A 21,186-nucleotide genomic window follows, 5' to 3' on the forward strand; every position below is an offset into this window, starting at 1 on the left:
CATCCACCTTTACGGCAGCTTAATTTGTTTATTTTCCTTCGATTCTTTATAAAGGACAATCACATTTCCGATCGTTTGAACAAGTTCAGCTTTTGCACCTTTTACAAGTGCTTTCGCAACTTCCGTTTTGTCCTCGTCGCAGTTTTGTAATACGCTGACCTTTAACAGTTCTCTTACTTCAAGCGCCTCGGAAATTTGCTTGATCATATTGTCATTTACCCCGCCTTTTCCTACTTGAAAAATAGGTGATAAATGATGTGCTTTTGCACGTAAAAAACGTTTTTGTTTCCCTTTTAACATGGTGTTCCTCCTAATTTCTCTATTACAATTGACTTCATTTTTCTGGCGTCAGGCGTGATGCCTGTCCACAGTTCAAAGGCTCTTGCTGCTTGTCCAACAAACATGCCGACACCATCTACTGTTTTCAAACCTAACCCGGCTGCTTCTTTGAGCAGCTTTGTTTCTATTGGATTATACACAATATCACAAACGACCGCTGTTTTTTTTGCGTTTGCTAAAGAAATCGGGGTTTCTTCAACATTCGGGTACATACCGATTGAGGTCGTATGGATGATGACATCATATTCCCCAAGTCGTTCTTCTGCTGTCTTTAAAGTAATGGCACTAGATGTGATGTTCCCATCTGCACTTTCAATTAAAGCCTCAGCTTTTTCAATGGTGCGGTTGGTGATATCAAAGCTTTTCGGTGCATAGTCAGCGATTGTCGTATAAATCGCTCTTGCTGCTCCGCCAGCACCAATCATTAGAAATGACAGCTCTGTTAAAGGCTGATCCAAGGCTTCAAGCAATGAATGAAGAAAGCCCTCTCCATCTGTGTTGTACCCGACGAGCTGACCTCCTTCAAGCCGCACCGTATTGACTGCACGCAGGCGTTCAGCTGTCACATCAATTTTATCAAGGTACTGCATAATGTCTACCTTGTGCGGAACAGTGACGTTAAAGCCGCTTATTCCTAAGGCTTTCATACCGCGAATGGCATCTTTAAGGTCTTCGTCTTCTACTTGAAAGCCATGATAATGTCCATCAATCCCAGCATCCTTCAATGCTGCATTATGAATATCCGGAGACATTGAATGACCAACAGGGTTACCGATTAATCCGTATAAAGGTTTCAAGGTCTCTCCCCCTTTGAACATTTAAATTAACGAACGTCTCATAAACACATGAACGCCTTTTGGCGCATAGACTTTGATTTGCTTCCCTGCATCATTTGCCGTTACCCATCCTAAGCCTGAAAAGACGATGTCCATTTTCGGCTGATCAATCGTAAAGGTATGCGGAACGAGCGGAGGGAAATCTTCCATCCCCTCTTTTGATGGCGGTGATAGCAGTTCCCCGGCATGTTTTTCATATAAATCATCTGCGTTCTCTAACTTTGTTCTGTGTATGTTCAGCTCATTTGGCATATAGCAGACAAATGACGTTCTGCCGCCTTTTACATAATCAAATCGAGCAAGGCCGCCAAAATAAAGCGTTTGTGCTTCATTTAATTGGAACGTTCTCGGTTTCAATTCTTTTTTCGGCGTTAAGATCTTCAAGTCATTTTTGCTGACATAGTGCGCCATCTGATGACGGTTGATAATGCCCGGCGTATCAAATAGAGCAGATCCGTCATCAAGCGGGATCTCAATGGCATCAAGTGTTGTACCTGGATATTGGGATGTGGTGATCACGTTCTCTTCGCCAGATACTTCTTTGATGATTCGATTGATAAATGTTGATTTTCCAACATTCGTACAGCCGACGACATAGACATTTCTTCCCTCACGGTAATGATCGATCGCTTCCATCACCTCAGGTACGCCCTGACCTCTGCTTGCACTGATTAAGAAAACATCGATCGGGTTCAATCCGTTTTCTTTCGCTTCCCGTTTCATCCAATGAATCAGACGATCTTTTTTCACGGATTTCGGTAAAATATCTACTTTGTTGCCGACGAGTAAAATCGGATTACCACCGACAATACGACTCAGCCCATTGATCCAGCTTCCGTTAAAGTCAAAAATATCAACGACCTTTACAATCAGAGAATCTGTCTCTCCAATGCTGTGCAATATATTTAAAAAGTCGTCTTCTGTTAAAGAAACATCTTGTATTTCATTGTAGTTCTTTAACCTAAAACAGCGCTGACAGATCACATCTTCTTTCAATAGAGATGCTGCCGGCGCATATCCTAATTGATCTTTATCTTCCGTCTGAATGGCTACACCGCAGCCAATACAAACAACCTTTTCCATTATTACTCTTCCTCCCACTGAATGTGGCCCTTACGCTTTAAGGCTCCTAAAATTCTGCGTTCAATCTGCCTGTTAAACTTGGTGAAAAATCCGTCCGAGGCAGCGACAGGGACGACCAAAATCGTATGGAAGCCATGACGATTCCCGCCTAGTACATCGGTCATGAGCTGATCCCCAATGACCACCACATCTTCTTTTTTCAATTGCATATCAGAGACTGCCTTATTAAAGGCTCTTCCCATAGGCTTTTTCGCTTTATAAATAAACGGGATATGAACTGGTTCAGAAAAAAGCTTGACCCTTTTTTCATTATTGTTCGATACAATCGTCACTTGTATCCCGTGATCCTTCATTTCTTGAAACCATTCAATTAAGCGGGGCGTCGCACTTGGACGGTCCCATTCTACTAGTGTGTTATCTAAATCGGTAATAATTCCTTTTACATTTCGTTCTTTTAGTTTTTGCGGTGAAATGTGGAAAATGCTTTTCACAAATTCATCCGGTAAGAAATACTTCTTTAGCACAATTTGCACCCTTTCTTCCATTGGTTTTTCAGCGATTGTGTCGAATCAAATCACAATTTGTCTGTCTATCGAATACAATGAAAAAGTTTTCGACATATGACGAGGACCTTCAACAGGTGTGGATAATTTTACACACATTATCCACCTATATTTCATCACGCTTTCATTCAATTATAAACACTCTACCCACAAGTTATCCACTTCACCATGTGGATAACAGAACGATTGTTCTTGTTTCCCATTCATGGTAGATTAAAGGTACTTCAGAGACATTCGATCAACCTATGATGATATGTCTTTTCCTTAAGTTTTATGCCAACTTTTTCAGGGGAGGTGTTTTTCCCATCATATGGGTTTCTAGTATGAAAAAGCTGTCAGATGATTTACTTATAGAATCGTATTATAAAGCAAATGAAATGAACTTAAATCGCGACTTCATTGAATTAATTGAGACAGAAATGAAAAGACGTTCGCTCGGGCATATGCTCTCTGTTTCCTCTTAATTCCATTTCGCAGGAACCATGCCTCCCGAGCACTCTCCTTTTTTAAACTCAGGTGACTGATATTATATCACTTGCGCTATAGGCTTACTACTATTTTCCGTAAAAAACACCCCTTCTCATCAAAGAAGAGGTGTCTTATTTGCAAGGCTGTTCATTCCAAAACCATAACCCTCCGCCTACGACCAAAATGACCACAAGGAACACAACAAGAAAAGCGTAACCGATTCCTGCTCCTTGAGCTGGATAAGGTGAACACGCAGGGTAAGGATAAGGGCATCCCCACATATCAGTTACCTCCTTCTAGGAAGATATACTGTTAGACTATGCTGGATGGATGGTCTTGTTTAGGCAGATGGCCATCATTTAAAAATGTTTGATGACATCACGCTCTTTGATTTCGTTATAAATAATTCTTGCCCCTTTTGGCGTCATATGATTGCCAGAAGGGTCGATCAAACCTGATTGAATCAGCGCATTGTCACTATCTTCACCAGCTTCTCGGATGAACGCTTTCCAATTGTCGACAAGCGGTACTTGCTGATCCTTGGCTATTTCTCTCGTAATGTCATTATAGGAATTTTGCCAAGCTCTTGCCCCGCCTCTCTCAGCAAAATAAGATGACTTATACCTAGAGTAGTAATACAAGCCCTTTTTTCCGCCTTCTACAACAGGTACACAGGTCATGAGAATCGGGGTAATGCCTTCTTTTCTACTTTCAGAAATGAAGTAGGATACATTTTCTTTAAATCGTTTTTTCGTCACGCGGGGATGTTTCCCATCTAAAATCGCCGCATCATTCGTACCGAACATGATGAGGACGTAAGTTGGTTTCTGCTTTAAAATATCCTGCTCAAAGCGAAGCTTCGCGTCTTCAGTTGTCTGCCCGCCAATGCCTGCATTCTTCACTTGAATTTGGCCGCGCTCGACGTTTTTCATGAGATTCACCCATTTTTCAGATGTTGGATAATCTCGAAAGTCCCAGTTTGATCCCCTTGTATTGCTGTCGCCAAATGCAATGACACTTTCTTGTTCTGGCTTTGAGCACCCAGCAGCGACACAAAGCAGGATAAAAAGGACAACACATTTCTTCACAACATTCACCTCCAAAAGCCCTCTTCATATAGTAAACGACAAGACTTTTGGTTTCAATGAATGACTGTTTTTGACGAATGCTTCCTATTGCAGTTGAACAGGTACATACGCTTTGTCATGATGCAGCAGTTCGCTCACTTTGACAAATTCATAGCCTCGATCCTTTAATTCAGGAATCACTTGTTTCAGTGCTTCTACCGTCTGCTTCCGATTGCCCCCGCCATCATGCAAAAGAATGATATCGCCGCCTTGAATATGATCAATAATCCGGCTCGCAATTTTGCGTGAGCCTGGTCTTGACCAGTCCTTCGGATCTTGCGTAAAGGACCACATGACCACATCATATCCTTGCTTTGACAAAATGCGGAATGATGTCATCGTCAAGCGGCCGCCAGGGGGGCGAAATAATAAGGGTCCGCCAGGCTGAAGTGAAGCGATATGAGCCGCTGATTCTTTTAACTCCTGCTTGATTTCTTTTGAGGATAACAGGTCAAAATACGTATGATTCATCGTGTGATTGCCAAGCTCATTTCCTTCGTCCACAATCCGTTCTGCGATCTTTGGATATGCGTGAATCCGGCTTCCTACGACAAAAAAGCTGGCATTTACTTGATGCTGCTTCAGCACATCCAATATTTGATTCGTGTAAACTGGATGAGGTCCATCATCAAAGGTGATCGCAATCTTTTTCCGTTCCGCTCTCATGTCCCAAAAGGCATGTCCCGTTTTTTCAAGATCGACTCGTTTTAATGTATATGCCTCTACTTCATTAGGAACAAAAGCACATAGCAGCAATATACACATCAAGACATGCAACCCTCTCATTTGACCGCCTCCACAGAACATTCTTACAGATTAAATTGCCCGCTTTTTGATGAATCATTCAGCATTCATAGTCACGGTCCGCATCTCTGACTTCTTTTTTGACATAAAAAAAAGCCGGCCCATCAGGCCCGCTTTTTGTTTCACGTTTGGTTTCTCTCTTCAACTGTCGAACGTTGCTTAGAATTCATACAGACACTCTCCTTCTTGGATTTGATTTTGAGCCCATAATAATTTCTGATAATACTGGTTGGACTTCTGGTATTGTTGAGAGGCTTCTAAGGCTGTCGCAATTTCTAGTGAGATATCCTCTATATAAGAGTATAGGCTAAGTTTTTCCAAATAATCAATGGTTTTTTGCAGTTGTTCTTCATTCATTCCTTGAACATATAAAGCATCCAGATACTCAAACATATGACAAAACAGCTGGTCTTCATGCTTCTTTGCAGCTAATTTTCCATCTTCTAATATGCGGCGTGCTTCCACTTGTTCATTTTGTCTAAAAAGCAGTTTTGCCAGCGTATAGAGCGTATGCGGAAGCGTGGGAAGCTGCTCTTTACAGGCAATATCAGCCGATTCCGTTAAATAGCGTTCTGCTTCCTCTCTATAGCCCAGCTCCCCATAACATTTTCCTAAATTATAAAGCGCTGAACTGTATATCCGCGGATGATCAATCTGTGATGCGAGCTGTTTTGCCTTTTTTAAATGAGGCAGTGCCCGGTCTTTTCGTTTTAGATCTTGATAGTTTCCTGAGATAACAAAAAGACACTGAATGATGCGAATAGAGTAGGCATCATGCTGATCGTATATTTCCAGCGCCTTTAAAATATGATGCATCGAGACATGCGTTTGCTTCATTATATAGTAGGCTTCTGCTACTTTAAAATGAAACTCAGCCTGCTCAATATCATCAAATACCATGGACAGCTGTTTTTCTGCCACTCGATAATATTTGACGGCTTCTAAATATTCTTTTTGACTAAACTCATGCATGCCACGAAAAAATGCATGGTAATAATGCAGCATATCAGATAACTCATGATTGGAATTTTCGATTTTATCGACAAGATTAGATACTGAGAAAGGTTGATATTTTGAAGGGTGTATATAGTCAAGCATGATTTGGTGCCGAAAACACATGAGCTGATAATAAATCAGTAAATGCTGGTCCTCTTCCATCCGTTCAATTTCCGCTTCTACTTCTGCTTTCAGGATTTCCGCATCTGGAACACTGAACTGCCGTATCATTCGATACCATTCATTAATTTTCATACCTACATGTGAAGAAAGAACCTTCCCCATGTTCCGAAAAAACCCCTTCCTTTTCGGTCTAATATTACATATTTTAGCACGCTTCTTGACCGCCAAGCACCGCAAAGAAACCGCAAACATATGAGAAGGGCAGCAAAAACAGACGAACAGAAGCCCGTTTTTTTCGAAAAAGATGATTTTTTCATCGTACAGACACAGACAATCCCCCCTTCACATACATTTGAGGATATAGGCAGTGGCCTAAACATGGTGGAGGTGAAAATCGTGGCAGGAGTATTTACAGCGATGGGATTGATGGTCAAAGAATTGGTGTTCTTAGTGTCCTATGTCAAAAACAATGCCTTTCCACAGCCCCTTTCAGGAGATGATGAAAAAAAATACTTAGCCCTTATGGCACAGGGCGATGAACACGCGAGAAATATGCTGATTGAACATAACCTTCGGCTCGTCGCCCATATTGTCAAGAAATTTGAAAATACCGGGGAAGACGCTGAAGACCTCATCTCCATCGGGACGATCGGACTCATTAAAGCCATCGAAAGCTATTCCTCTGGAAAAGGAACAAAGCTGGCAACGTATGCGGCAAGGTGTATTGAAAACGAAATTCTGATGCATTTACGCGCACTCAAAAAAACTAAAAAGGATGTCTCCTTACATGACCCCATCGGTCAGGATAAAGAAGGCAACGAAATTTCTTTAATTGATGTCTTAAAATCAGAAAGTGAAGATGTGATCGATACCATTCAGCTCAACATGGAGCTTGAAAAAGTAAAGGAGTATATCGACATTCTCGACGGCCGAGAAAAAGAAGTCATCGTCGGCCGGTTCGGTCTTGATTTAAAGAAAGAAAAAACGCAGCGGGAAATAGCAAAGGAGCTCGGGATTTCGCGGAGCTATGTATCCCGTATTGAGAAGCGGGCGCTGATGAAGATGTTTCATGAGTTTTACCGGGCGGAGAAGGAGAAACGGAAGCGGGAGAAGGGGAAATAATATCAAAGAAGCCGGTCTAAATTCCGGCTTCTTTTCATTCCACTAAGCACTCAACATAATAAAACCATATCATTGGTTATGGAGCTTATTTCCATTACACTCCTTATATTCATTTGCCATCGTATCTATACGTTTATGTGAATTATGGTTAAAAATGATAAGTCAAAACAAGGATTGTTCTTTACTTTTTCATCTTATTGATTAAGAATTTTAATCTCTAGTCTATATATAGTGTTTTTTATAAACAGACAGTAATTACCATGTCGTGGCATGTCTGTTAAAGTAACCACCTGTCTTAAATCCAACTTTTTTATAGGGAAAATTGGATGGCTAGTTCTCCATGTTTTATAATTACTGATACAGAACTCCGGCTTGCTGAAGTTTTTCTATCCTTTCAAAATCCTTTACATAAATGATCTCAATTTTTTGACTGCTTTCTTCATATTCCCCTTAAAAATTAATAATCACTTTCCCTTTTGGTCGTCCATTTGCGACTAGTTCTAGCGCTTCATTTACGTTGTCTATAGTAAATAGTATTGGATGAATTGCTGGAACAATGTTGTTTTCTTCAATGATTTTGGTAATCTCTTTAAGTTGTGCGCCGTCAGAACGAACGAAAATAAAATGATATTCCACGTTTTGTTTCTTAGCTTTGCGGTCATAATTTGCGCCAGCAAGGGAAAATAATATTCGTTTCCACAATGGGGAATTTAGGTATTTCCCGAAACGTTTATTTGGTCCTGTACGGAGAGAGAGCAATCTTCCGCCCGGTTTGATGATACTCAATTCACTGTCAAATTCTTTAGGTCCCAGTGTATCAATCACGTAATCCACATTCGACAACAAGTCAACATAGTTTTCTATTGCATAATCCAAATATTGGTCTGCACCCATTTCCAAAGTGCGTTCGCGCGCTTCTGAGTTGCCACTAACAATGACATTTAGGCCCATTTCCTTTGCTATTGGTACAGCCATTTGACCAAAGCTGCCTGATCCACCTGGAATGAAGACAGATTTACCTGACTGTGCCTCAAGTTCTTCATGTAGACCTTGATACGCTGTGAGTCCAGCCAGTGGTACAGCAGCGGCTTCCACGTAAGACAAATTTTTTGGCATGGGTGCAATTGCGGCAGCATCAATTGCGGCATATTCCGCAAAAGCACCAATTTTTTTAAGGGGAAGACGTGTATAGATGGCATCTCCTACGTGAAATTCTGTCACATTTTTTCCGATTTTTTCGATAACTCCTGTCAATTCATTACCAAGCGTTAATGGGAATTCATAATCTTGAATCAGTTTCACGCTGCCTGTAATAATTAACATTTCGAGTGGATTGACTGCCGCAGCTTTGACCTTTACCAAGACTTCGTTTTCATCGATTTCTGGAATTGGAATGTCATTGACTTTGGCATGGATATTTTTTGAATACTTGGTGATCTGAGCTGCTTTCATGAGTGTTTTCATTTTTTCATTAGCATCCTTCCTTGAGATTATTACAGCTGGTGTTCCCACACTCAATCAGTAGAACAGATGTTAGAGTTCATCAGCCCATAGCGTTCGAATGCAGTACACGTCAGCCAGTGTAGCGCAATTCATGCGTCAAGCATTTTTCAGTTGTATGCCTTTTTTAAGCATTACTGTCCATTTTGCAGGTTCAATTTAAAAACTACTTTTCATTCCCTTTTTTTTGTTACAAAAATAGAGAGTCACTTCCCAGTCCCAAACTGTTTGTGGAACCTTGATATTTGCCATAAGTTATACTTATCTATTGCGCTCTGCTACGTGTCATTGGTGCCATCGCTAAACGATTATGTTACCATATATATAAAAATTAGATTTAAAGGCTTTCTAGTATTGGAAAGATCGGCTTTCTCAACTTAAATTCATAGTTTTCATCTACAACCCCAACCACTTCATCTTTGTCATAAACCTCCATCATAAAACCTGCCATTTGCTTAGCTGTGTGGTACATAGGGAGATTTGCTTTGTAATCAAACTCTTTTATATCATTTGCATGTTTTGCGAATTCTGTTTCCGTCATTGCTGGTGCTAAAACTTTTGCCTTCATTTTCGCACCTTTCAGTTCAAGTTCTTTTGCAAGCCCTTCGGTGAAGGCACTAACATAATATTTAGAAGCAGAGTAAGCAACACTGCCAACAGCAATTACATATCCAAGTGCTGAGGATACGTTAATTAATTGAGTTCCCTCTACATCAGCATATTCTCTTACAAATAGTGTAGAAAGGATTGTCAAGGATTCTATGTTCACGCGTAACATGGTTTCTACTTTATCTAAATTCTGATCTATGACAGAAGAGGTTTCACCAAGACCAGCATTATTAATCCAAGTCTCAATTTGATACTCCTTTAAACTGTTATACAGTGTATATGCCTGATCTTTGACAGATAGGTCACTTGTCCGAATAATAACATCTAAACTAGGATTTAGATTCTGAATGGTTGATTTAAGTTCTTCTAATTTATCTAATCTTCTAGCTGCAATAATTAAGTTTTTGCCACGAGCAGCAAATGCTAATGCTGTCTCATATCCGATACCTGAGCTTGCTCCTGTAATAACTGTGTACTTCATATTATTCTCTCCTTAAAAATATTTCTCCTTGTTCTTGACCATGTTTCAGTAGATCAAATAAGAAGGTTTCCGTCTTTATAAAAATCTCTGTAACTTTTTTAGTGAACGATTTATTCCAATACGAGATCTTGGCTAGATGCAGATCATAATCAACTGCCACTCCCACCTGGTCACCCTCAATTAGGTCAATGCCCTGTTCTTTGCTGTGTGGATCTGACCATACGGGTCACCATTTTGCGCGGCATCAGTCGTGGAAGGAATGCCATGAACCGGTTTCGAGCCCCTGGCATTATGAACGTCTTGCCGCGTAAGAAGCCTCGGTACCCTTCCTCAGCCACCTGCCCGGCCTCCATGATAGCACCACTCTGGAACAACTTCGATTCCCCAATACCCGAACGTTCAACAAAGCCGGTTGACGTCAGTCCCGGACATAGTGCCGTCACAGTCACCCCTGTACCGCTCAGTTCGTTCTCCAAAGCCTCAGTGAACGACAGCACGTACGCCTTCGTTGCGTAGTAAACCGACATCATAGGTCCCGGGAAGAAAGCCACCAACGAAGCCACATTCATCACGCCTCCTTGGCCTCGTTTGACCATATCCGGCAAGAACAGTTTCGTCATAACAGTCAGAGCCTTGATATTGACGTCAATCATATTCGTCTCTTGTTCTAACTGCGTCTCCAAGAACGTCCCGTACAAACCGAAGCCGGCATTATTGACAAGATAGTCGACGACGATCCCCTTCTCCTTGAGCTCCGCAAAAATCTCTTTCGGCACACCGGGTGAAGCCACATCCTTTGCGATGACCGTCGCTTGACTGCCATATCTTTTCCTATATTCCTTTGCGAGCTCCAAAAGCTTACCCTCGCTACGCGCCACCAGCACCAAATTATATCCTCCCTTGGCGAAACGATCCGCCAACTCTTTGCCAATTCCACCCGATACCCCGGTGATAAGAACAGTTTTTTTCATTTTACAGCACACCTCCATTTTTAGTTTAATTAAACCTTTAAAACGTTTTACAGCGTTTCTTACTGCGAGTTGTTACTATGGATGTAGGTTATCGATAATTGTAATTTTTGTATAAGAGGATTTATACTTGCCGCATATATCTCAACTGAGACCTCGCCATTATTTATTTTGGGCTTAGGGAAGTCTAAAAAAATTTGGTTTTTCACCGTAGTTTTCAATCGCTAAAACTTTCATGACAATCCTTCACATTTTTACTTAACGCACATGTATCTATTTATAAAGAATCTAAGAAAAAAAGATATGAATATCCCTAGATGGGATATTCATAATTAATTAAATTATTTTAAGAAAGGATAATCTGTATAGCCTTCTTTTCCTCCTGTATAGAGCGTGTTTTTATCAGGTTCGTTTAGAGGAGCACCTGAATGAATCCGTTCTACAAAGTCTGGATTAGCTAGTACCCAAGTGCCTACTGTGACAACATCTGCAATATTATTATCTACATCAGACGAAAGTTGATCTAGAGGACGACCTGGACGGTTAACAAGAAGTGCTTGGTCCCAAAGTTGACGCACATCTTTTAGGAATTGCTCGTTTCCAAAGTGCATTAAATGCAGATAAGCAAGGTTAAGCTTATTTAATTCACTTATTAAATAGCGATACATCTCAAGGCTATTCTCCCCCTCATCAATGCCTTGCAGTGTTCCTTGAGGAGAAAAACGGATGCCTGTTCTATCTGCTCCTATTTCATCAACAACTGCTTTAGCTACTTCAATTGCGAATCGAGAACGCCCCTCAATCGTACCACCGTATGCATCTTGACGATGATTGGAGTTTTCACTAAGGAATTGTTGGATCAGATAACCATTCGCTCCGTGAATTTCAACTCCGTCTGCACCAGCTTCAATTGCTGAACGTGCTGCTAAACGAAACTCATTGATAACATCTTTTATCTCAAGCTCACTCAGTTCTCTTGGTGTTGGAATTTCTTTCATTCCTTCTGCCGTGAAAATTTCTACACCAGGTGCAATAGCTGACGGTGCAACTGCTTGGCGGTGGTGAGGTGTGTTATCAGGGTGTGATACACGTCCTACATGCATAAGCTGAATAAAAATATGACCGCCTTCACTATGAACTTTAGAAGTTACTTTTTTCCACCCTCTAATATGATTTTCTGTATAAATACCAGGTGTATTCGTGTAACCTTGCCCATCATCTGAAGGTTGGGTTCCTTCGCTTATAATTAAACCGACTGAAGCACGCTGACCATAGTACTCAGCTACTAAATCGCTCGGCGTACCATCTGGTAAAGCTCTATTTCTAGTCATCGGAGCCATACCTATACGATTTTTTAATTCAATGTTTCCAATACGAACTTTTTCAAATAATTTGCTCATATGAATACTCTCCTTTTTAATAAGAATTAGAATCAAGAAATAAATTTACGTGTTCTGCAAATAGTTCTGGATATTGAAACAGATGCCCGTGACCAGAATCAGGATATATAATCAGCTGTGCTTTGGGTAATTTCTCTGCTAAGATATAACTGTTTTTAGTCGGTACCATCACATCATTAACACCATTAGTGACAAGTACAGGGTGTTTGATGTTTTGTAACCATTCATAATCATGATTAGATTTTTGTTTAGCCCATTTTGCAATAGCTTGTAATTGTGCCTCTTTTACTTGTTCCGAACTATTTACTTTTTTCTGATTAAAAATTCTTTGTAGTGAAGCTATTCCTGCTGATTTACTTGTTTCGGTTTGTTCGTAGAAAAAGAACATAAAATCATTTATTCCATCTTCTTCCGTTCCGCCGTGACGATTCATTCTTTCAAGAATCTCTGGATTTGGATTAATACCAGATTCAGGTGAAGTACCTGCCAAAATCATTTTTCTTACTAAATCTCCTTCTTGTAAAGCTAGCTCTTGTGCAACCATGCCACCAATGGAAAAACCAAGAATGTCGACTTGTTCTAATCCAAGTGCTTTTATAAATGTTGCTGTATCTTTTGCCATATCAGCAATTGTAGTAGGCGTTAGTCCATCGGTCTCACCAACCCCTTTATTGTCAAATAAGATTACTGGGCGTTTATTTGCAATAGGTTCAAGCATGTCTGGATCCCAGTTTTCCAACGTTCCTCTAAAGTGAACAAGAAATACTACTGGTATACCATCTTTTGTACCAAATCTCCTATATGCGTAACGAGTTCCTTCTGCTTCAATAAATTCTGATTCTGTTGGTATTTTAAAATTTCTCATTTTTGTGTTCCTCCTTAGAAATTAAAAAACGATTTATAACTATGCATTATGCTGGTTTGTTTCATGCTTATTTTAGAATGAACATTCTAAAAAGGGTAAAAAAAGAAAGCTAGTCCAACACTGAAAGTGCTAAAGAAATGATGCCTTCTAATTCTTTTTTACTGTAATCAGTTTTTATTAGTACTCTTATACCTACCAAATTGTTGTGTAAGAAACGAGATATGTTATCAGAATCGATTTCTTTTGATAGCTCTCCATTAGTTTGACCCTGTTTTATAAGGGAATTAAACATATCTTCAGTACGATTAAACATTTTTGTAACGATGCGCCCAATTTCTTTGTCCAACAAAGATAATTCAATGGCTGCATTTACTGATAGACATCCTTTTGGGTATTGTTTAATGGAATTCAGTACGAAAATAAAAACATCACGTATCGTCTGTTTAATGGATGAAGTGCTGCTGATTATGCTTTCCATCTCATTAACGATGAGCTCTTCATAATGATGAAGGGAAGCTAAAAACAATGAACGCTTGTCGCCAAATGTGTCATATATACTCCTACGGTGTATCCCCATATGATCCACCAAATCTTGCATGGATGTTTTTTCATAGCCCTGTTCCCAAAATAACTCCATTGCTTTTCTTAATACTTCTTTTTCGTCAAACTCTTTACTTCTAGCCATTTTAATTCTCCTTAAAAAAATCCATGAACCAATACTAACAAAAACAAAAGTCATCATCCATTATAGAATGAACATTCTAAAATAAACACATGAATTACAAACCATGATTACATAATACCCTTTTTAGAACGATAAGTAAAGAATTATACTTCTGCGATGAACACCCATATGTCACCAAGTCTTGCATGAATGTTTTTTCATAACCCTGTTCCCAGAAAAGCCCCATTGTTTTCTTAATGCTCTTTTTTATCAAATTTATTTCTAGACATAATCCCACCTTAGAACGTATTACCTCTTAATTCTGAGAAAGGACTAAGAATCATTGATGCATTCATCCCTCCCTCATTCTAAAATAATAAAGAATGATCACTCTCGTTTGAGTAGCAAAACAGTTAGATCTAACGTGTTTCAAGCATAGCAAATTCAAGAACGATCGGTAAAGAATTTAGAATTCATCATATGTTTTATATGGTTAGCTTTCAATTAAACGTTTTAACTTAAGCTCAGTTTCAGTATTCTCAACTGGAGTATAGACGCTGCATCTTAAATCAGTATCTCCATGCACTTGTAACGAAGTAAGATTAAACAACATTTTACCTACCTTAGCATGACGAAACTCAATTAATACTTCAGGAGCAGAGCTTATCTCATTTTCATTCCAAATTTTATGAAACTCAGGATATGCCTGTTCCATTTCTTGTATAAATTGCTCATACCAGTCATCAGCCACATACTGTCCATAATACGTTCTAAATATTGCGATATATCCTCTAACAAAATGCTCCCAATTCACTGCTAAACTTTTAAATTCCTTTCTTGCGAATAGTAAGCGTATGATATTCCTTTCTGCTGGGGTGATTTGGTCAAAATCCAAAAATACATTAGCTGCTGCTTGATTCCACCCAACAATCTGACTTCTTCTATCTGATATAATTGTTGGACAATAACGAAGTTCCTGCAAAATTTTCACTAAAGCCGGACTGATTTCCTTCTCCTTCTCATTTATAAAGGGTTGTTTCACTCCTTCCTCTAACGCTAGAGCATACAAATATCTCCTTTCATCGTTATTTAATTGTAATGCTCGAGAAATAGCATCTAATACCGAAGTAGACACTTTTATATCTCTACCTTGTTCTAACCATGTATACCATGTAAGACTTACACCGGCTAGTTGAGCCACTTCCTCTCTTCTTAGTCCTGGTGTTCTTCTGCGGGTTCCTACAGGTAAACCAACCATTTGAGGAGTAATTTTCGAACGTTGATTCTTTAGAAATTCTGATAAAGCTTGAAGTCTTGTTTCAGGTTTCATTAAAATCTCCTTTTTAAATAGTGCTAATTATACTAGGATAAACAACAACTTGTAATAGGATAACACAAAAGTTAAAGTTAATAAAAAATAAGGAGGGAATTATTATGAAAAGAGTTGTCATTACTGGAATGGGAATTATTTCGCCTCTAGGAAATGATGTAAATAGCTTTTGGAATCAACTAGTTAAAGGTCAATCGGGAATATCTCTAATTGATTCTTTTGATACTATTGATTATAAAACAAAGATAGCTGGAATGGTTCGTGATTTCGATGTAGATGGAATATTTGGGAGGAAAGAAGCCAAACGATTAGATCGATTTAGTCAGTTTGCTTTAGCAGCAGCCGAACAAGCATTAGAAAAATCACAATTACAGTTAGATAAGGTTGATCTTGAACGTTTAGGGGTATACGTTGGTTCAGGGATCGGAGGTATACAATCACTTGTTGATAATGTGAATGTATTAAATAAACGAGGTCCCGCAAGAGTAAGCCCTAGCCTTGTACCAATGATGATTTCAAATGCAGCTGCGGCTCAAATAAGTATTAGATTAGGGGCACAAGGCCCGTCATTATCACCAGTAACGGCCTGTTCAATCGGGAACACCTCTATTGGTGAAGCTTTCAATGCTATCCGAAATGATGAGGCAGATATTATATTTGCCGGTGGAGCAGAAGCTGCAATCACACAGTTATCTTTGGCTAGTTTTGGAAACGCCCATGCACTATCTACAAAAAACCAAGATCCAAGTCGAGCCAGCCGTCCGTTCGATACAGATAGAGATGGCTTTGTTATGAGTGAAGGCGCAGGTATTTTAGTATTAGAATCATTAGAAAACGCTATTCTTAGAGATGCGCCGATATTATGTGAAGTAGTGGGATACGGAGCTAGTTCAGATGCTCATCATATGGTAGCATCACACCCAGAAGGTAAGGGTGCCTACTTAGCAATGAAAAAAGCATTGAGAAGTGCAAATATATCAACAGGTGAAATTGATGTTATTAGTGCTCATGCAACAAGTACACAAATAGGTGATCGTTCAGAAATTCTAGCTATTAAGAAATTGTTTGGTGAACATTCCCGCAAAATTCCAACAACTGCAAACAAATCAATGACTGGTCACATGCTTGGTGCTGCTGGTGGAGTAGAAGCAATTGCTTTAGTGGAAAGTTTGAGACAAGGAATTATTCCTCCAACTATTAATGTAGAGAATTTAGATCCAGATTGCGACTTAGATGTTGTCTCAAAAACGCGAAATCTTCCAATGAAATATGGACTATCAAATTCTTTTGGCTTTGGCGGACATAATTCAGCAATCGTGTTAAAGAATTATGATTGAAGATCCACCTTTATAATTCAGAGGTGAAATAAATACATCTACCAAGGGTTGATCACCCTTGGTTTCAAATTTAGAATATCATGATCCGGATCTAGAATGTTCATCTGCCCGCCGATGATTTCCGCAAAGAAGGTCACGATGAGTGCATGATGCATTTTATCGTGAAAGAATACTTATCGAACCGAATGAAGTTCATTTACTTTGCAAACATACCCTGTCTCTTCTTTCACCTCACGGACCACGGCCTGCTGCAGGTGTTCACCTTTTTCTACAGTACCGCCTGGAAGTTCCCAATATCCCTTTACATTTTTGACCATTAACATATTTTCTTCCTCATCATAAATAATAGCTGATACTACGTCTACTCGTTTCAAAGAAATCTCCCCAATCATTCTCTGTTTACATCAATTGTCGAATAAATAGCACGAACTGTTCATTTCAATACATTCATTATAATGTATCCTTGATATAAGATAATGGATAAGGGGCAAAACAGCATTCGTGGGCAGATTGGAGGCCACAGCATGTGGATCATCATCATTTTACTTATTGTCCTCATTGGATTTACAGGGAATATCGTTTCTTTATTAAGACAAATGAAAGAGTCAAACGAGAAAATCATACAACTGTTAGAACATCAAAAACCGAAAAAATAAAAACCTCACCCTTTTAGAGAGAGGTTTTTAGAGTAAGCAATTATTCTTATCGTTTCTCATGAAGCAACATATATCTGATTCGACGAATATAATGCAGTGCAATATGAACGAGACATAAAATGAGCCCGATCATCGCAAGAATATAGATGGGCAGCATCAAACCAGGTACATAGTTGACGATAAAACCCAAACAAAACGCTGTCAGCATATATAGACTGATCAACCTCATCAATACCATCCGAAGCCCTCCCTTTCTATATTCACTTTAACATATTTCCCCTTTATTTTCATGATTGGCTTTTAAAAAAAGATGCGAATCCACTAAGATTCGCATGATCATTACGTATTCAATTCACCTTTCTTCGCGCGCGCTTCCTTCCACTGCTCAAGCTCTGAAACTGTTAATAATTGATATCCTTGTTTGGTCAATTCCTTGATAATCGTGACAGCTGCGTTTGCCGAGGTGTCATAGATGTCGTGCATTAAGACAGTTTCTCCGCTAGACGCATGTGTGAGAATGTAGTTGGCGACGTATTGGCTGTTGCGATATTTCCAGTCCTCAGGATCTACGTCCCAAAGCGTGACTTTCATGTTGACAGCTTCGTTGATCTGCCCATTTGTTCCACCATATGGCGGTCTAAAGTGAGTCGGTGTGAATCCGCCTGCTTTTTCAATAATTTGCTGCGTATCTTCTACTTGTTTGATAGCTTGTTTTAACGGCAGTCTTGTGAGTAAAGGATGGCTATAGGAATGATTTCCGATTTCATTCCCACCCTTTCTGATCTCACCCAGCATATCGGGGTAATATTGAACCCTGCTGCCTAATACAAAAAATGTCGCATGTCCTTTGTTTTCTTTTAAGGCTTTTAAAATTTTTGAGGTCGTGGATGGATTTGGTCCATCGTCAAATGTCAGGGCAATGGCTTTTTGATTTGGGTTGAATGTTGCCTGTTTTGGCAGTTTTACGAGCTTTCTTTTTGGGATCGGTTCTTTTTTCTCATTTTTGTTCTTTTCTTTATGAATATATTCAGGCTTTAACATTCCTTTAAGCACTGTTTTTTTAATCGCCAGCACTTGAGGGCCTTTTTTGTCTGGTGCGATTTGCCCTGCTGGAAAGTAAAATTCAATAAAACGATCCTTGATGGCAAAATACTGATAATGCTCTGCCGCAGGAGACGTTCCTTGCTTGAGCAAATGCTCATTTTCAGCAAGAGAGCGATCTTTTTTTAATTCATCAAATGTCATATGAGACAGTTTTTGCAGATCTTCTTTCTTTGATAAAAATAAATCATCTATTGATAAAAAATGCTGTTTCTTGAAATCAAAATTGAACAACTTCGTTTGATGTGCGCCTTTTACTCCGCCTTTCAATTCATATGTATTGAATTTGATCGCAGCGGTTTGTTTGGCATAATGAGTAATCTCGTAATCTATGTTTAATTCGTATCGATGATCTTCATCGACATCGCTTGCTTCACTAAATGATGTTTTGAATTTGTCGAGCGCTGTTTCTGCAAATCTTTTCATCTCTTGATCTAGCTTTTTTTGATGAAACACTGGATAGTTCACAGCATATCTCAAGTATCTCCCGTCATTCACGAGAGTGACAATTTCAACTTCTTTATAGCTCGCATCTGGTTCTACCTTCTTCTTCTCTGTCCCGCTTGCCTGCTGATTATGATAAAACGCAGCGATTCCGATGATGATTGCAAGTCCGCATAGGACGAGACTGATTTTCCATTTCATTGACACAATGATTCCCCTCTCGTGATGGCGTCATGTCTTGATGACGTGTGTTTGTAGGATAGACTTTGCGCCAACCCGATTTAGTTTTCAAAAAACACATTTGTCACATTTTCGTCACAATTAAGAGAGGTTGAAAAAAAGGGCTTGATCTCTCAGCCCTTTGATTATTTTTGCATATATAGTTGAAATAATTTCGTTTCTTCATCAATAGAACTCGCTCGATCAAAAGCCGCTCTAACCGTCTTCGTATTGTTCATGAGCTCATACAGCATTGTCAGGACAAAGATAAATGCCGCATCTCCATCAATGTAATCATCAGGCGCTGTATAGGACAAAGCACCTGCTTCTAAAAAGGCTTCTGCAAGTTTTTTCTCACCTAGTGTGCAGCCGGTTGATATGACGTGAACCCCTTTTAACGAAGCATACCGCTTGATTTCATCCGCTCCAAAAGTTACACCTCTAGGCTCCCCATCTTCGTATACATCTTCCCCTAACTCCGGCATGAGAAACGCTCCTTCTTCCCCATGAAAAGATAAAAGAAAGTAGTCCGTCTCCCTTCTATTTCTCCCAGATAACACATCAATCAGATCATTGGGTCTGCCTATCCAATGCATATCGACTTTTGCACCAAAGTTCTCAAATGCTGCACGCAGGGCAAAAGATTCTAGCTCACTATTTGGTCCTGTTGCTAATGTAATGCGCATGGTCTGTTGTTCCACTTGTATCTCCTCCAAACGATGATAAAAATAAACCCATTTTTTCTTCATCTGCATATGTATCCGTCCATTTTAGTGCACTGATCAATACATTTGCTCGATGTCCTGTCGTTCTCGTGCGAAGGAAAGAGCTTCCGTCATCAAGACTTGCCTACTCCCTTTCCGCGGGCACCAGCCGTTACATACATCACTGCTACATTCGCTCGGTGCTTTAATTTCTGTAAGGTTTCTTGGATGAGCGTGACCGTCCCCACAAGCTGCCCTTGATAAAAGGTGCCAAAGGTCCACATAGATTGTGCCGAAGTAAAACGAGCCGCATATTTGTCTTTTGTATCTATTTGTTCTTCTTCATAGCTCATCGCAAAGCCCTCTGGATGTAATCGCAGTGCTTCTAGTCTTAATGCTGTAAATTCTTCAGCATCACCTGCGTTAACAATTGAATATTCAGACAACCACCTCCAACAGAATGATTGATACTTCCAATTTTATCTTGAAAGGAGGTTTTGATCAAAGGATATTGATCCCTTAGCACCAATCTCTTTTCCTACATGCAATTAGACATGCTTATCCATCTGCGAAAACAAGGTATTTCCGATCATGTTTACTCGTTTTATCCTAGCAAAAACGATTCTTTTCTCACTTATCTTTTCACCTTTTTTATATTAATCTATAACTAATTCATGAAAAAAAAGAAAAAAAAGGATTGCTATGAATGAAAAGATATCATAAGATAAAATAGTAATAAAAAGTCAAAAAAGGGAGGAATTTGATATGACAGAAACAAGAAACGAAATCAAACTACATGTTCTTTTTGGTGCTTTAGCAGTAGGTTTCCTTATGCTAGCTCTTTTTTCCTTCTCGCTACAGATGCTGCCAGTTGCTGATCTAGCAAAAGAATTTGGTATTCCAGGCAGTATTGCAGCTGTTGTTTTGAACGTTGTTGAAGCGGGCGGAGCTGTTACAACAATCGTCTCCATTTTAACTGCTGTAGGATCAGGTGGTCTTTCTCTTATTGCAGCGGCTGGTAAAGAGACCATTCGTCAGTACCTTAAAGCCCAAATTAAGAAAAAAGGCCGTAAAGCCGTTATTGCTTGGTAATTCATTTTTATGACTCAATAGAAGGAGACTTTGTTCTCCTTCTATTTAAATTTTGATGCAGGTGAGAAGATGTTATATCCATTATTATCACTACTTCTATCAATTAGAATTCAACAACAATATTCAAATCTAGCTCAGTTTATAATACGTAAGGTTCCATTTTTCACATCGTTTTCTTCTAAACAGTACATATTATTTTCTTGTATCCTTGATACTTTATTCGGATGTATGATCGTATTCGTTATTTCTTCATTTCTTTACTCTCCGATCTATCAAATAGAATGGGAAAGTGCTTTTGTGATATTTTTGTTTCTTTTCTCTATCGTCAAAGGGATTGAATCTTATAGAAGAACTC

At 39.4% G+C, this 21,186-nt stretch carries 25 protein-coding genes; 5 read left to right on the forward strand and 20 right to left on the reverse strand.

Features of this window, described 5'->3' with window-relative positions; all coding sequences use genetic code 11:
• Positions 1–9 precede the first annotated feature (9 nt).
• Genes yhbY through C6Y01_RS07385 form a run of 4 tightly spaced genes read right to left on the reverse strand, consistent with a single transcriptional unit; the run spans position 10 to position 2,782 of the window.
• On the reverse strand, positions 10–300 hold the full coding sequence (gene yhbY, locus C6Y01_RS07370; RefSeq protein WP_034661378.1) for a ribosome assembly RNA-binding protein YhbY: 291 nt from the start codon (positions 298–300) through the stop codon (positions 10–12).
• Positions 294–1,136: a shikimate dehydrogenase gene (aroE, locus tag C6Y01_RS07375; RefSeq protein ID WP_034661380.1), complete on the reverse strand. Its 843-nt coding sequence runs from the start codon at positions 1,134–1,136 to the stop codon at positions 294–296. Before aroE ends, yhbY begins: the two co-directional genes overlap by 7 nt.
• A 21-nt stretch (positions 1,137–1,157) precedes the next feature.
• On the reverse strand, positions 1,158–2,258 hold the full coding sequence (yqeH, locus tag C6Y01_RS07380) for a ribosome biogenesis GTPase YqeH (protein WP_034661381.1): 1,101 nt from the start codon (positions 2,256–2,258) through the stop codon (positions 1,158–1,160).
• A 2-nt stretch (positions 2,259–2,260) separates the two neighbouring features.
• A complete protein-coding gene (locus C6Y01_RS07385; protein ID WP_034662006.1) occupies positions 2,261–2,782 on the reverse strand; it encodes a YqeG family HAD IIIA-type phosphatase in 522 nt (173 codons plus the stop codon).
• A gap of 362 nt (positions 2,783–3,144) precedes the next feature.
• On the opposite strand from C6Y01_RS07385, the gene C6Y01_RS07390 reads away from it, so the two are divergent.
• The gene (locus C6Y01_RS07390; RefSeq protein ID WP_003217327.1) at positions 3,145–3,285 is read left to right on the forward strand and encodes a sporulation histidine kinase inhibitor Sda; all 141 of its coding nucleotides are present in this window, start codon (positions 3,145–3,147) and stop codon (positions 3,283–3,285) included.
• A gap of 135 nt (positions 3,286–3,420) precedes the next feature.
• On the opposite strand, the gene C6Y01_RS18900 is transcribed toward C6Y01_RS07390, so the two are convergent.
• The 4 genes from C6Y01_RS18900 to C6Y01_RS07405 form a co-directional block, all read right to left on the reverse strand.
• Positions 3,421–3,570, reverse strand: coding sequence for a hypothetical protein (locus C6Y01_RS18900; RefSeq protein WP_003217499.1), 150 nt, complete (start codon positions 3,568–3,570; stop codon positions 3,421–3,423).
• Between the two features lie 78 nt (positions 3,571–3,648).
• Positions 3,649–4,377 (reverse strand): SGNH/GDSL hydrolase family protein, encoded by a 729-nt coding sequence (locus tag C6Y01_RS07395; protein ID WP_223249890.1) that lies wholly within the window; start codon positions 4,375–4,377, stop codon positions 3,649–3,651.
• A gap of 84 nt (positions 4,378–4,461) precedes the next feature.
• Positions 4,462–5,202 (reverse strand): polysaccharide deacetylase family protein, encoded by a 741-nt coding sequence (locus C6Y01_RS07400; protein ID WP_106038000.1) that lies wholly within the window; start codon positions 5,200–5,202, stop codon positions 4,462–4,464.
• 177 nt (positions 5,203–5,379) lie between these two features.
• On the reverse strand, positions 5,380–6,501 hold the full coding sequence (locus tag C6Y01_RS07405) for a Rap family tetratricopeptide repeat protein (RefSeq protein ID WP_034661385.1): 1,122 nt from the start codon (positions 6,499–6,501) through the stop codon (positions 5,380–5,382).
• A 234-nt stretch (positions 6,502–6,735) separates the two neighbouring features.
• Here C6Y01_RS07405 and sigK point away from each other — a divergent pair, with 234 nt between their 5' ends.
• Positions 6,736–7,461, forward strand: a complete 726-nt coding sequence (gene sigK, locus C6Y01_RS07410; protein ID WP_034620857.1) for an RNA polymerase sporulation sigma factor SigK — start codon at positions 6,736–6,738, stop codon at positions 7,459–7,461.
• A gap of 450 nt (positions 7,462–7,911) precedes the next feature.
• Here the strand turns inward: sigK and C6Y01_RS07415 are convergent, their stop codons facing one another.
• The 7 genes from C6Y01_RS07415 to C6Y01_RS07450 all read right to left on the reverse strand — a co-directional run bounded on the left by C6Y01_RS07415 (position 7,912) and on the right by C6Y01_RS07450 (position 15,278).
• A complete protein-coding gene (locus tag C6Y01_RS07415; protein WP_003217281.1) occupies positions 7,912–8,925 on the reverse strand; it encodes an NADP-dependent oxidoreductase in 1,014 nt (337 codons plus the stop codon).
• Between the two features lie 373 nt (positions 8,926–9,298).
• The gene (locus tag C6Y01_RS07420) at positions 9,299–10,051 is read right to left on the reverse strand and encodes an SDR family NAD(P)-dependent oxidoreductase (protein ID WP_106031284.1); all 753 of its coding nucleotides are present in this window, start codon (positions 10,049–10,051) and stop codon (positions 9,299–9,301) included.
• Between the two features lie 185 nt (positions 10,052–10,236).
• On the reverse strand, positions 10,237–11,022 hold the full coding sequence (locus C6Y01_RS07425) for an SDR family NAD(P)-dependent oxidoreductase (RefSeq protein WP_003217300.1): 786 nt from the start codon (positions 11,020–11,022) through the stop codon (positions 10,237–10,239).
• Between the two features lie 338 nt (positions 11,023–11,360).
• Complete coding sequence (locus C6Y01_RS07430) at positions 11,361–12,419, reverse strand: alkene reductase (RefSeq protein ID WP_106038001.1); 1,059 nt, start codon at positions 12,417–12,419, stop codon at positions 11,361–11,363.
• A gap of 16 nt (positions 12,420–12,435) precedes the next feature.
• Positions 12,436–13,284 (reverse strand): alpha/beta fold hydrolase, encoded by an 849-nt coding sequence (locus C6Y01_RS07435; RefSeq protein ID WP_106038002.1) that lies wholly within the window; start codon positions 13,282–13,284, stop codon positions 12,436–12,438.
• A 109-nt stretch (positions 13,285–13,393) separates the two neighbouring features.
• On the reverse strand, positions 13,394–13,969 hold the full coding sequence (locus C6Y01_RS07440) for a TetR/AcrR family transcriptional regulator (protein ID WP_003217451.1): 576 nt from the start codon (positions 13,967–13,969) through the stop codon (positions 13,394–13,396).
• A gap of 472 nt (positions 13,970–14,441) precedes the next feature.
• On the reverse strand, positions 14,442–15,278 hold the full coding sequence (locus C6Y01_RS07450) for a helix-turn-helix transcriptional regulator (protein ID WP_106038003.1): 837 nt from the start codon (positions 15,276–15,278) through the stop codon (positions 14,442–14,444).
• A gap of 104 nt (positions 15,279–15,382) precedes the next feature.
• Here C6Y01_RS07450 and fabF point away from each other — a divergent pair, with 104 nt between their 5' ends.
• Entirely contained in the window at positions 15,383–16,615 is a 1,233-nt protein-coding gene (fabF, locus tag C6Y01_RS07455) for a beta-ketoacyl-ACP synthase II (RefSeq protein ID WP_003217365.1), read from the forward strand.
• 173 nt (positions 16,616–16,788) lie between these two features.
• Here fabF and C6Y01_RS19050 read toward each other — a convergent pair whose 3' ends face one another.
• Positions 16,789–16,989 carry an NUDIX hydrolase gene (locus tag C6Y01_RS19050; RefSeq protein WP_003217377.1) on the reverse strand — a complete coding sequence of 67 codons (201 nt, stop codon included), beginning with the start codon at positions 16,987–16,989 and terminating at the stop codon, positions 16,789–16,791.
• 150 nt (positions 16,990–17,139) lie between these two features.
• Here C6Y01_RS19050 and C6Y01_RS19260 point away from each other — a divergent pair, with 150 nt between their 5' ends.
• A complete protein-coding gene (locus tag C6Y01_RS19260; protein ID WP_003217310.1) occupies positions 17,140–17,271 on the forward strand; it encodes a hypothetical protein in 132 nt (43 codons plus the stop codon).
• 46 nt (positions 17,272–17,317) lie between these two features.
• Here the strand turns inward: C6Y01_RS19260 and C6Y01_RS07465 are convergent, their stop codons facing one another.
• The 4 genes from C6Y01_RS07465 to C6Y01_RS19055 form a co-directional block, all read right to left on the reverse strand.
• On the reverse strand, positions 17,318–17,509 hold the full coding sequence (locus C6Y01_RS07465) for a hypothetical protein (RefSeq protein WP_003217441.1): 192 nt from the start codon (positions 17,507–17,509) through the stop codon (positions 17,318–17,320).
• 101 nt (positions 17,510–17,610) lie between these two features.
• Entirely contained in the window at positions 17,611–19,023 is a 1,413-nt protein-coding gene (locus C6Y01_RS07470) for a polysaccharide deacetylase family protein (RefSeq protein WP_095285474.1), read from the reverse strand.
• A 158-nt stretch (positions 19,024–19,181) separates the two neighbouring features.
• Positions 19,182–19,736: a hypothetical protein gene (locus C6Y01_RS07475; protein WP_034661402.1), complete on the reverse strand. Its 555-nt coding sequence runs from the start codon at positions 19,734–19,736 to the stop codon at positions 19,182–19,184.
• Between the two features lie 137 nt (positions 19,737–19,873).
• Positions 19,874–20,185 carry a GNAT family N-acetyltransferase gene (locus tag C6Y01_RS19055; RefSeq protein ID WP_223249891.1) on the reverse strand — a complete coding sequence of 104 codons (312 nt, stop codon included), beginning with the start codon at positions 20,183–20,185 and terminating at the stop codon, positions 19,874–19,876.
• 319 nt (positions 20,186–20,504) lie between these two features.
• Here C6Y01_RS19055 and C6Y01_RS07485 point away from each other — a divergent pair, with 319 nt between their 5' ends.
• Positions 20,505–20,831, forward strand: a complete 327-nt coding sequence (locus C6Y01_RS07485; RefSeq protein ID WP_106038004.1) for an uberolysin/carnocyclin family circular bacteriocin — start codon at positions 20,505–20,507, stop codon at positions 20,829–20,831.
• Positions 20,832–21,186 lie beyond the last annotated feature (355 nt).

Origin of the sequence: Bacillus sp. NMCC46 (genome assembly GCF_002998465.1) — a bacterium.
Taxonomy (GTDB): Bacteria; Bacillota; Bacilli; order Bacillales; family Bacillaceae; genus Bacillus.

Bases quoted from the DNA above. Each gene is read 5' to 3' on its own strand.
- C6Y01_RS07465 (WP_003217441.1), bottom strand. From the start codon at position 17,509: ATGGTATTGATGAGGTTGATCAGTCTATATATGCTGACAGCGTTTTGT.
- C6Y01_RS07390 (WP_003217327.1), top strand. From the start codon at position 3,145: ATGAAAAAGCTGTCAGATGATTTACTTATAGAATCGTATTATAAAGCA.
- yhbY (WP_034661378.1), bottom strand. From the start codon at position 300: ATGTTAAAAGGGAAACAAAAACGTTTTTTACGTGCAAAAGCACATCAT.
- C6Y01_RS18900 (WP_003217499.1), bottom strand. From the start codon at position 3,570: ATGTGGGGATGCCCTTATCCTTACCCTGCGTGTTCACCTTATCCAGCT.
- C6Y01_RS07415 (WP_003217281.1), bottom strand. From the start codon at position 8,925: ATGAAAACACTCATGAAAGCAGCTCAGATCACCAAGTATTCAAAAAAT.
- C6Y01_RS07485 (WP_106038004.1), top strand. From the start codon at position 20,505: ATGACAGAAACAAGAAACGAAATCAAACTACATGTTCTTTTTGGTGCT.
- yqeH (WP_034661381.1), bottom strand. From the start codon at position 2,258: ATGGAAAAGGTTGTTTGTATTGGCTGCGGTGTAGCCATTCAGACGGAA.
- C6Y01_RS07400 (WP_106038000.1), bottom strand. From the start codon at position 5,202: ATGAGAGGGTTGCATGTCTTGATGTGTATATTGCTGCTATGTGCTTTT.
- C6Y01_RS07425 (WP_003217300.1), bottom strand. From the start codon at position 11,022: ATGAAAAAAACTGTTCTTATCACCGGGGTATCGGGTGGAATTGGCAAA.
- C6Y01_RS07430 (WP_106038001.1), bottom strand. From the start codon at position 12,419: ATGAGCAAATTATTTGAAAAAGTTCGTATTGGAAACATTGAATTAAAA.
- C6Y01_RS07450 (WP_106038003.1), bottom strand. From the start codon at position 15,278: ATGAAACCTGAAACAAGACTTCAAGCTTTATCAGAATTTCTAAAGAAT.
- C6Y01_RS07420 (WP_106031284.1), bottom strand. From the start codon at position 10,051: ATGAAGTACACAGTTATTACAGGAGCAAGCTCAGGTATCGGATATGAG.
- fabF (WP_003217365.1), top strand. From the start codon at position 15,383: ATGAAAAGAGTTGTCATTACTGGAATGGGAATTATTTCGCCTCTAGGA.
- C6Y01_RS07440 (WP_003217451.1), bottom strand. From the start codon at position 13,969: ATGGCTAGAAGTAAAGAGTTTGACGAAAAAGAAGTATTAAGAAAAGCA.
- C6Y01_RS07435 (WP_106038002.1), bottom strand. From the start codon at position 13,284: ATGAGAAATTTTAAAATACCAACAGAATCAGAATTTATTGAAGCAGAA.
- C6Y01_RS07405 (WP_034661385.1), bottom strand. From the start codon at position 6,501: ATGGGGAAGGTTCTTTCTTCACATGTAGGTATGAAAATTAATGAATGG.
- C6Y01_RS19260 (WP_003217310.1), top strand. From the start codon at position 17,140: ATGTGGATCATCATCATTTTACTTATTGTCCTCATTGGATTTACAGGG.